Source organism: Nitratifractor sp., from assembly GCF_015487065.1.
Lineage (GTDB): Bacteria > Campylobacterota > Campylobacteria > Campylobacterales > Sulfurovaceae > Nitratifractor.
Map to the genome: position 1 here is coordinate 1 of NZ_WFQN01000068.1, position 9,107 is coordinate 9,107.

General features: G+C 55.1%; 17 protein-coding genes. 5 read left to right on the forward strand and 12 right to left on the reverse strand.

Features of this window, described 5'->3' with window-relative positions; genetic code table 11:
- Together F8I07_RS03655 and F8I07_RS03660 are read left to right on the forward strand one after the other, a co-directional pair.
- The coding region (locus tag F8I07_RS03655) for a hypothetical protein (protein ID WP_292655871.1) at positions 1–297 on the forward strand (297 nt) is incomplete at its 5' end.
- A 213-nt stretch (positions 298–510) separates the two neighbouring features.
- Entirely contained in the window at positions 511–654 is a 144-nt protein-coding gene (locus F8I07_RS03660) for a hypothetical protein (protein ID WP_292655872.1), read from the forward strand.
- 127 nt (positions 655–781) lie between these two features.
- Here the strand turns inward: F8I07_RS03660 and F8I07_RS03665 are convergent, their stop codons facing one another.
- From F8I07_RS03665 to F8I07_RS03685, 5 genes are all read right to left on the reverse strand, one after another.
- On the reverse strand, positions 782–1,210 hold the full coding sequence (locus F8I07_RS03665; RefSeq protein WP_292655875.1) for a DUF4395 domain-containing protein: 429 nt from the start codon (positions 1,208–1,210) through the stop codon (positions 782–784).
- A gap of 68 nt (positions 1,211–1,278) precedes the next feature.
- Entirely contained in the window at positions 1,279–1,476 is a 198-nt protein-coding gene (locus tag F8I07_RS03670; RefSeq protein WP_292655877.1) for a DUF2892 domain-containing protein, read from the reverse strand.
- A 172-nt stretch (positions 1,477–1,648) separates the two neighbouring features.
- Positions 1,649–1,993, reverse strand: coding sequence for a hypothetical protein (locus tag F8I07_RS03675; RefSeq protein WP_292655881.1), 345 nt, complete (start codon positions 1,991–1,993; stop codon positions 1,649–1,651).
- 108 nt (positions 1,994–2,101) lie between these two features.
- Positions 2,102–2,368 (reverse strand): hypothetical protein, encoded by a 267-nt coding sequence (locus F8I07_RS03680; RefSeq protein ID WP_292655883.1) that lies wholly within the window; start codon positions 2,366–2,368, stop codon positions 2,102–2,104.
- 3 nt (positions 2,369–2,371) lie between these two features.
- Positions 2,372–2,560, reverse strand: a complete 189-nt coding sequence (locus tag F8I07_RS03685) for a hypothetical protein (protein ID WP_292655885.1) — start codon at positions 2,558–2,560, stop codon at positions 2,372–2,374.
- Positions 2,561–2,730: 170 nt separating this feature from the next.
- Between F8I07_RS03685 and F8I07_RS03690 the strand changes: the two genes are divergently transcribed.
- The gene (locus F8I07_RS03690; RefSeq protein ID WP_292655888.1) at positions 2,731–2,901 is read left to right on the forward strand and encodes a hypothetical protein; all 171 of its coding nucleotides are present in this window, start codon (positions 2,731–2,733) and stop codon (positions 2,899–2,901) included.
- Between the two features lie 3 nt (positions 2,902–2,904).
- On the opposite strand, the gene F8I07_RS03695 is transcribed toward F8I07_RS03690, so the two are convergent.
- The 7 genes from F8I07_RS03695 to F8I07_RS03725 form a co-directional block, all read right to left on the reverse strand.
- Complete coding sequence (locus tag F8I07_RS03695) at positions 2,905–3,864, reverse strand: permease (RefSeq protein WP_292655890.1); 960 nt, start codon at positions 3,862–3,864, stop codon at positions 2,905–2,907.
- Positions 3,857–4,111, reverse strand: a complete 255-nt coding sequence (locus tag F8I07_RS03700; protein ID WP_292655894.1) for a (2Fe-2S)-binding protein — start codon at positions 4,109–4,111, stop codon at positions 3,857–3,859. The genes F8I07_RS03695 and F8I07_RS03700 overlap by 8 nt, the downstream gene beginning before the upstream one ends.
- Positions 4,108–4,338, reverse strand: coding sequence for a thioredoxin family protein (locus F8I07_RS03705; protein WP_292655896.1), 231 nt, complete (start codon positions 4,336–4,338; stop codon positions 4,108–4,110). Before F8I07_RS03705 ends, F8I07_RS03700 begins: the two co-directional genes overlap by 4 nt.
- Before the next feature lie 159 nt (positions 4,339–4,497).
- Positions 4,498–4,839 carry a metalloregulator ArsR/SmtB family transcription factor gene (locus F8I07_RS03710; protein ID WP_292655899.1) on the reverse strand — a complete coding sequence of 114 codons (342 nt, stop codon included), beginning with the start codon at positions 4,837–4,839 and terminating at the stop codon, positions 4,498–4,500.
- Positions 4,840–4,843: 4 nt separating this feature from the next.
- Positions 4,844–5,767, reverse strand: coding sequence for an MBL fold metallo-hydrolase (locus F8I07_RS03715; protein WP_292655901.1), 924 nt, complete (start codon positions 5,765–5,767; stop codon positions 4,844–4,846).
- Positions 5,768–5,850: 83 nt separating this feature from the next.
- Positions 5,851–6,750: a cation diffusion facilitator family transporter gene (locus F8I07_RS03720; protein ID WP_292655903.1), complete on the reverse strand. Its 900-nt coding sequence runs from the start codon at positions 6,748–6,750 to the stop codon at positions 5,851–5,853.
- Positions 6,750–7,331, reverse strand: coding sequence for an ion channel (locus F8I07_RS03725; protein ID WP_292655906.1), 582 nt, complete (start codon positions 7,329–7,331; stop codon positions 6,750–6,752). The genes F8I07_RS03720 and F8I07_RS03725 overlap by 1 nt, the downstream gene beginning before the upstream one ends.
- A 178-nt stretch (positions 7,332–7,509) precedes the next feature.
- On the opposite strand from F8I07_RS03725, the gene F8I07_RS03730 reads away from it, so the two are divergent.
- Together F8I07_RS03730 and F8I07_RS03735 are read left to right on the forward strand one after the other, a co-directional pair.
- The gene (locus F8I07_RS03730) at positions 7,510–8,757 is read left to right on the forward strand and encodes a TolC family protein (protein WP_292655909.1); all 1,248 of its coding nucleotides are present in this window, start codon (positions 7,510–7,512) and stop codon (positions 8,755–8,757) included.
- On the forward strand, positions 8,747–9,107 hold a 361-nt coding region (locus F8I07_RS03735), incomplete at its 3' end, for an efflux RND transporter periplasmic adaptor subunit (RefSeq protein ID WP_292655912.1). The genes F8I07_RS03730 and F8I07_RS03735, both read left to right, overlap by 11 nt.

Genomic DNA, 9,107 nt, shown 5'->3' on the forward strand with positions numbered 1-9,107 from the left:
ATGGTATTCACGTATGCTTTCGGTCTGAATGAACCGATAGGAGATCACCGCTTTGCTCCTGAAATCTTTCGCAACCAGAACCCCGAATTTATCTCGGCGCTTACCGAAGAACGTAGTATCGAGAATCAAAGTGACATCCCGTGGCTTTTTATGAACAATAGAGGGTGCATAGGCATGAATCTCCCGTTGAATCCAGACTCTGGATCGCTGATATTTTCTAGAGAGTTCCTTAAGAGTGCTGCGGTGGTAGAAGTACTCTTCGAACAGTACTTTACGAAGTCTTTCCGGGTGCCTTGATGAACTGAAACTGCTCTTGCAGGCAAGGCAAAAATACTTCTGAAGGCCCCGATGATGGCCATTCTTTTTTGTATGCCGGGAACCGCATTTGGGACACTTTTTTACAAGCCATCTGTAAAAAAGTCCTTTTTAACCACCATATTACCGTGCCTCTCTGAGGTTTTCAGCAACCCGTTTTCTTACTTTAACTCTAGTTTTACAGGGTCTTTTTGCTTGAAGAGAGATAGTGAATTTATCGCTGTGGAGAAACTGCAGTCACTGATCTTCGTCGGATTTTGGTTTGGCCGTCAGGAGCTGGAGAGGAGAGAGCGGATCACCGGGGGGTGGCTAATGCTTTATAACGTGCTGGCACCGTAGGAATCATTATCGAGTGCCATCTTCTTTGAGTATCGCCTGAGTGGCCGGAGATTGCCGGGAGAGGACATTTTCCGAGCTGTTGCCGGTGGTCGAAAAGGAGCTCTGCAGCGAGGGGTAGGGCCTCGTCTCAGCTCTTTCTTCTCAGTTTGACCCATAGCGTATAGAACTTGCACCCCACGCAATAGCCGAAAACGGCTTCAAAAAAGGCACAGATCCCCATAATCACCAACAGCAGTTCCCACCCCGTTTCCCAGCCGATCAGCCAGCACAGCAGTGCCGCTACTGAGAGAAACAGACCGATTCTGGCGGCGAAAATCTTTGGCGCTGCATCGACGATATGGGGTAGACTGAAACGATCGACTGCACAGCGGGAGAGACGGGCGAAGGGACTGGCCGGTCGATAAAAGGCCCGTGCCGCAAAGTCTGCCGACAGAAGAACCAGCCAGACAATCGAAGGGAACAGGAATTGAAGAACGACGATGAGCAGGACCAGAAGCCCTACGAGCCTGGCGGCCCGTTCATCGACCCGTTCCATGGAGATGGGGCAGGATGGCATTAATAATCCTTATAGACTTTTATAAGAATTATACGATAATTTTACGGATATCCGATGGATACCCGTGCTCAACTCTCCGGTGGTCGTTTCGTCGGGCAGGTATTGATATGGAGGATCGCGTAGAGAGGGCAGAAACCGATCAGCGCCGTCAACAGCGGGATCAGCCCGAGGGCTCCCCACCAGTTGTGGGCCCAGACTCCCCAGGCCAGCAACGCGATTCCTACAATAATCCGCAATATCCGGTCAATGGTTCCTACGTTTCGCATAGTCGCTCCTTATATGTGTTTTTGTTGTTCAGTGCGATGTGGGATTCCCGGAGAGTAGGGATCGTATCGATCGATTATGCCGTACAAATCCCGACATCTGCACACGTTGATCGTGCTTTGGTGTCATCGGCAGCGAGCACAGCGAAGTCGAAATCGACAAGCGTTCGATTTATTAATCATTGCCTCCGTCACCGCCCCCGCCATCGCCTCCTCCTCCGTCACCTCCACCATCACCACCATCGCCACCACCAGAATCACCACCACCGGAGTCCCCTCCATGTTCCCCACTGTCCATACCTCCATCCTGGCTGTCATGGGAATCTGTGTCTCCGTGCTGCCCATCCATACTGAGGTCGCCGTTGAGCACACCCATCGGGTCCATATGATGTTCGGAAGAATGGGTGCCACTCAAAGCATCCATGGCAGAGTTTTCATTTGAAGATCCCGCCGCCATCAGATTGCCGGAAAGAAACAAAATCCCCAATATCGCCGCAACACTCAATTTGTTCGTTTTCATAATAACTCCTTTCTATGAGTTTTGGAGGGCATTTGAAGCACATTATCTGCCTCGATCATCGGTTGATTGGAAGATTGAGGTGAATGCACCATGAGCCCCTACTGCGTGTCAGTCCAAATTTCCTCGGATCACTTGTGTGAACTTAGAAATGTCCGAATGACCCTGTCGATCATTCCTACATTCCGAATGTTTTTCCTTTTTATGAGCCATATCCCCGGGCATCGATTGTTCTCCCCCGCCGGTCTTGTCGGAGTTCATACTTCCGGACATCGACTGCTGGGGTTGAACGGTTTTCGGTTTTTTCGCCTGCGATGCAATGTATTCGGCCACTGCTTTGATGTCCGCATCCGAGAACCCTTTGATCTGCTCTTTCATGAGTCATTCGTTGGCGTCGTCGGGAGTCTCTCTCCGGATTTCGCGCAGTTTACTGATCAGCTTTTTGGCCGAGTATTTGCTGATGTCATGGGATTCTCCCATGGCGTGTTTGTCGTAGTTGACCCCGTGACAGGCTTGGCATTTCTGGGCGAGCATGGCGCCGTCGGCAGCCAGTAGGCTGCTCAGGGGCAACAGCATCATTGTCGAGATGGCCGCGAGCTTTTTCAGTTACATTTTGACTCCTTTTGGTTTGGATTGGAGATCATGATAGGTTGCCAATATGAAACGAGTGTGAATACTTTTTGCACAGACGTTACACACAGATTGCAGAGAATGGAAGAAGACGCAAAAAGGGGGAAGATATGTTTTGTAAACAAATGGGGCGCAATGTTTGTCTGGTGGTAGTTTTCCTCTTACTGGTGATGATCTTTTATATCATCAGTATTTTCTTCATCCATGGATCGATCATGGGAAAAGACAGCGGAGATCTCCTGCGGGAGCGTCTCCAGAAGCAGCAGATGCAGCGGCGGTGATCGTCAGCGCAGAACTGCGTTGAAAATGAAGCCGATGATCATAATTCCCAGAGCTACCGTGCCGAAGAAGATGGCGATGAGCTTCGTCGAGAGGATCTTTTTGAGGATCATCGCCTCAGGGAGGCTCAGGGCCGTGATCGCCATCATGAAGCTCAGGGCCGTCCCCATGAGCATCCCTTTTTGGGTCAGCACTTCGATTAGGGGCATGACTCCGGCGGCGTTGGAGTACATCGGCACCCCCAGGATCGTCGCCAGGGGCACGGCGTACCAGGCGTTTCCGCCGGCGTAGCGGACGATGAGATCTGAGGGGACGTAGCCGTGGATGAAGGCGCCGATCCCGACCCCGGCCAGCACGTAGAGCCCCACCTTTTTGAGCAGGTCGAGGGTGTAGTCCCAGGCCTCTTTGAGCCGCTCATTGACGGGGATTTTCACCTCCTCGATGTGGGGCGGTTTGACCGGCGGCGGCTTGATGAGGATCTCATCCTCCAGATCGAGTTTGCCGATGACGATCCCGGCCACGATCGCCACCAGCAGTCCGAAGCCGATATAGAGCGCCGTGATCTTCCAGCCAAAGAGGCTGAACAGCATCGCGATGGCGATCTCGTTGTTCATCGGTGCGGAGATGAGGTAGCTGAAGGTCACCCCCAGCGGGATCCGCGCCTGGATGAAGCCCAGAAAGAGGGGGATCGCCGAGCAGCTGCAAAAGGGGGTGATGATCCCGAAAAGCGCCGCGGCCACATGGCCTACCAGGGGATGCTTTCCCTCCAGCCAGTCCCGGACCTTTTCGGTGGGGAAATAGCTGCGGACGAAGGTGATGAGGAAGATGATCACCGCCAGCAGCGTCAGGATTTTCACCGTATCGTAGAGGAAAAAATCCAGCGCCGATCCGGCGGCACTCTCGGGGCTGAGCCCCAGGGTCTCGAAGACGAAGCGGCTGACGATCCGATGCCACCAGTCAAACATCGCGCGCCTCCAGTTCGATCAGCGCGTTGATCTCTTTGGAACAGCAGCGGCCGTTGGGGTTGAGCCGTTTGCAGTCACTCCCGGTGCACGCCCCCGTAGCCTCCTTGACGGCCTTCAGCGACGTCGCGCCGTTTCGGATCGCCTCGACGATCGTTTTTTTGTCCACTTCGATGCAGTAGCAGATGAGATCCTCGTCCGAGAGGGTTGTGACGTCGTCGTAGCGTTTGGGTTGGGCGAAAAATTTCATGCGATCAGTTCGGCGATCTCGTCGGGGGTGAGGAGTTTGCCGACGCTGACGACCTTGCCGTCGATCACCAGCCCGGGGGTGCTCATGACGCCGTATTCCATGATCTTCTGGAGATCTTCGACCTTCTCCACTTCGGCGAACTTGCCCGTCTGGGCCAGGGCGGCCAGGACGTTCTTTTCCAGCTGTTTGCATTTGGCGCATCCGGTTCCGAGGATTTCGATTTTCATATGGTCTCCTTTATGTGTGTTTTAGTGACAGTTGGATCATCAAAACTACCGGTTTCACTCGATAGCTCTGGCAGTCGCGAACGCAAGCGCCCCTTTCAGGGGTTGAGCGCTCCTTTGTCGCCATCGAGTGAAACCTCTCTATGACGCTTTCAAAGGATGCTATTGAATCGGACAGCTCTCCGAAAGCCGTTTGAGCTCCGGAAGTTCGATCGGTAGGGCCCGGATCTCTTCGATGGCTGCGGTGCGGAAGCGATCCAGCGGGCTGCGGATGGCGTAGTAGGCCCAGCGTCCCTGCCGTTTCACCGACAGGAAGCCCGCCTCTTTGAGGATCTTGAGATGCCGGGAGAGTCGGGACTGGATCATTCCGAAGGACTCCTGCAGATCGCAGACACAGAGCGGCCCGTGGCGATCGAGAAACTTGAGCAATCTCACCCGCGTCGCGTCGTAGAGGGCGCCGGTGGTGGCCAGGAAATCTTCCAGTGCCGCTTCGTGCTCGCTCATGGCATCACTTCCAGTCCAGTTGCTCGTAGTAGTCGTTGGCGTTGTGGCGGCCCAGTTGCTCGGCATGTTTGAGATCTTTGAACTTGCTCAGATCCACATGCTTCATCAGCTCGCTCATATCCACGTCATTGTCGTAGGCCGCCTTGACCTGTTTCTGGAGGCTCTGCAGATACTCCAGGGTGGTTTTGTAGGCCTCGGGCCCCATGGTGCCGCCGTGGCCTCCCAGGACGATGGCGGGTTTCATGGCGGCGATCTTGTGGAGCGCTTCGATCCAGCCTTTCATGTTGCTGTTTTTGGTGTAGTTGAGGGCCCGGTCGTTGAAGACGATGTTCCCGGCGAAGAGGAACTTCACATCCGGTACCCAGACGACGATGTCGGAGTGCTCTTCGCTGACGGGGGAGAGTTTGAGCAGTTCCACCGTCCGCTTGCTCCCCCTGATCGTATATTTTTTGTCGAAGAGGGTGTCGGGGGTGACCAGTTTGGTGCCGGCGAACGCTTCTTTGCTCAAGAGATGGGGGATACGGTTGAACTTGCCCGGGTTCTTTTTGATATCCTCGACGATGCTTTTGTGGGCGATGACGGGGATGTGTTTGGCTGCATAGTAGCTGGCGCCGTAGAGGCGGTCGTCGTGGTAGTTGGTCACCACCGCCGCTTTGATCGGCTTGCCGGTGCGTTTGGTCGCCAACTCGGCGAACTCTTTGGCGAACTCGTAGGTCGGTCCCGGATCCACGATCACCAGGCCGTCGCCCAGATCGATCCAGCAGGTGTTGTTGACGTTGCCTTTGTTGGCTTTGGTGGGGGGATTGAGATCCCCGATGGAGCAGTAAATCCCCTCGGCCACTTTGACCGGTTTGAGATCGTAGAGGGGTTTGGCCCAGAGGCTCGTTCCGGCCAAGAAGGTGACGAGTGCGATGATGAGTTTCGTCATTTTCATCCTTTCATTTGTATCAGTAGGTTGGAAGTTATTATATCAAAATATCTTGATATGTCAAGGAGCGTCGAGAAGATTGTTTACTCGGTGACGATCAGCCGTTTGTCGTCTTCCCGGCGGTATTCGGGTTGGAGGGTCACATGGGCGATGTGGAAGCGCTCCCGCAGCAGTCTCTCGATCGCTTCGAGCTTGTGGGTCACCTCGATGAGATGGAGGTTGCCGGCAAAGTCCACGTGGGCTTCGAGGAAGATATCGTGGTCGTTGAGCCGCCAGATGTGCAGATGGTGGAGATTTTCGATGCCGGGGAGTTGGGCGACGGCCTCGGCCAGCTCCTCGAGGTCCAGCCCCTCCGGAGCGAACTGCATCAGGATCGCCGTCGATTCCCGGATGATGTCGTAGGAGGCATAGATCAGATAGAGAGCGATCAGCAGGGAGATCAGCGGATCCACCCAGAAGAGCTGCCAGTAGTACATGAGCACTCCGCCCAGTACGACGGCGACGGAGGCGCCCACGTCGGTCATCAGGTGCAGATAGGCGGCTTTGACGTTCATGTTTTCATGGGCATCCTCTTTGATCAGCAGGACACTGGCGGCATTCAGGAGGATGCTTAGCAGCCCCAGGCCGATGACCCATCCCGAGGCGATGGGCTCGGGATGGATGAATTTGTGGATCGCTTCGATGATCAGAAAGAGGGCGATCCCCATCAGGACCGAAGCGTTGAACAGCGCGGCGATGATCTCGGCCCGTTTGAAGCCGAAGGTTTTTTCCATGCTTCCGGGACGGACGGCCAGGCGGTTGGCCCCCCAGGCCACCAGCAGGGCCAGGACATCGCTGAAGTTGTGCATGGCGTCGCTGAGCAGCGCCAGAGAACCGGAGAAGATCCCTCCGACGATCTGGGAGAGGGTGATGACGACGTTGAGAAGAACAGTGATGAAGAGCTTTGTGCCGCTGACGGCGTGATGGTGGTGATGTCCGGACATTATTTGATCTCCTTGTTCTGATGGGCATAGAGCAAAATGGCAACGAAGACGCCCCCCTGGACCACCCCCAGGATCACCTCGCTGATGACGGCAATCATGGCCGGCAGGGTCTGAGGAATCCAGTCGCCCGATCCCAGGGTGGTGAAGGTTACCGCCGAGATGTACATGGAGAGGATGAAGTCATGGGAGCGGATGACCGCTAGGTTCTCCGGTGCCAGCTGGGAGTTGAGGTGAAAGAGGTGAAAGGGGTCGAAAAACCAATAGATCACCGCATAGAAAAAGATCGTGATTACCGTCACCTCCAGATAGAGCATCACCACATGGAGCAGAGCGATATGGAAATGGCGTTTGATATGGCTGAAGATGTAGATGGCGGTGTCGAGCAGCAGCAGCCGTGCCAGGACGATATAGACGATGTCCAGGGTCATGATACTGTCGCGGTGGGCGAGAAACCAGTCATGATAGTTGTGCTGCAACCAGAGTTGGGGTAGCAGAGGCAGTAGCACCAGAGGCAGGATCGCAAAAGCGATATTGTCGCTGACGATGAGCCGGTTTTTCCGTTGGGCGAGGCGGGTGAGCATTGAGTGTCTCTTTGTATGAATCTTAATAAAATTTAGGCATATTATATAGAAACATCTTGATATTGACGTAGGTAGAATCATATGTTGGAGAGGGCAGGAAATAACTGTAATAACTGTATCTTGTGTGAACGGCATGAATGTTCACATGGTGTTCACGCCAATACGGTAGAGTGTCGATATGAAAAAATTGACAATATTCCTTCTGATCACGATGGTCGGTCTGCATGCGAAAGTTCTAAAACTGAACGACTGCATTGACAAGGCCCTGGCGACCCACCCCGATGTTCGTGCCTTTATGCTCAAGATACAGCAACAGAAAGAAGGGGTCAAGATGGAGCGAGGGGCCTGGCTGCCTCATGTCTCGATCTACGCCGAATACGACCCCCAGCGCACCTACGTCATGCCTCAGCTGGGGACCTTCCACACCGTCAACGACAGCGGCTGGACCGCCGGCGTGAGTGTGAGTCAGCAACTTTTCGACTTCTCCCGCAGCTCCCACTCCATCCGTTCGGCGAAGATCCATCACGAGATCTCCCGCCTCTCCCTGGAGGAGACCAAAGCCCTGATGCGCTACGAGATCCGGGTCGCCTATGCCCTGCTGCTGGTGCAAAAGGCGGCGCTGAAGGCCCGCCAAAAGGACCTGATTGCGAAAAAGGCACTCTACGCACAGGCCAAGGCCCTGGTGAAACAGGGGCTCAAGACCAAAGCTGACGAGAGCCGTTTTCTCTCCTCGGTCCGCCAGGCTGAGGATGCCCTGGCCTTCGCCCAAGCCTCCTACGAAAAGGCTCGTATCACCCTGGAGCAGTACATCGGTGAACCCATCCCCAAGGGGACCCGCTTCGAAGAGTGGCGACTGGAGAACGCCGCGAAGTCCTCCATCAAGACCGACCCCAAACAGGTGCTGGCCAACAACCTTCAGGTCCGCATTGCCCAAAGAAACCAGGAAGCCTCCTACGAGCAGTTCCTCGCCAAACGGCTGGAACGCTACGGAACGGTGAACCTGGTGGCGCAGGCGGACCACTTCGACACGCTCTCCCGCTACGACAGCACCGTCGTAGGGGTCCGCTACAGCGCTCCGATCTACAGCGGTGGGCGTCTGAGTGCCCAGGCCCAGCAGAGCCGCATCGCCGAAATGGTCGCCGCCGCCGAGAAGGATTCCAAGAAGCGCGCCGTCACCCAAGAGGCCCGTTCCATTCTGGCGGACCTCAAAGAGACCCGCAAACGTATCGCCGCCCGTCTCTCCCAGCTTCGCTCGGCCGACGAGACCAAAGCCCTGATCGAAGCCCGTTACGAGCAGGGGCTGGCCACCTATATGGAGGTGCTGGATGCCGAAGCGGTCTGGCTGGAAGCAAAATTGGGGCTGCTCAGCGCCTACTACACGCGCTTGGAGCGCCAATCCAGACTGGAGTATCTCAATGCGAAATAGATGGCTGAAGTGGGGGATCCTTGCCCTCATGATCGTCGGCGGTGCCGTACTCTTCTACAAAAAAGTCTACCTTCCCAAATCGACCTACCACTACGAAACGGCGAAGCGGGGCGACCTGGATTTGACGGTCTTCGGGATCGGAAATGTCAGCGCCAAAAACATCCACCCTATCGCCTCCAACACCGGAGGTAAGATCCTGAAGATCTTCAAAGACCAGGGAGAATCGGTCAAAAAAGGAGACCTCATCGCCACCCTCGACCCCGTGGATCTGCCCGACCAGTTGGCCCAGGCCAAAGCGCTGCTGGAAAAGACGATCTACGAGACCGAAGCCTCCCGGCAGGAGCTCAAAC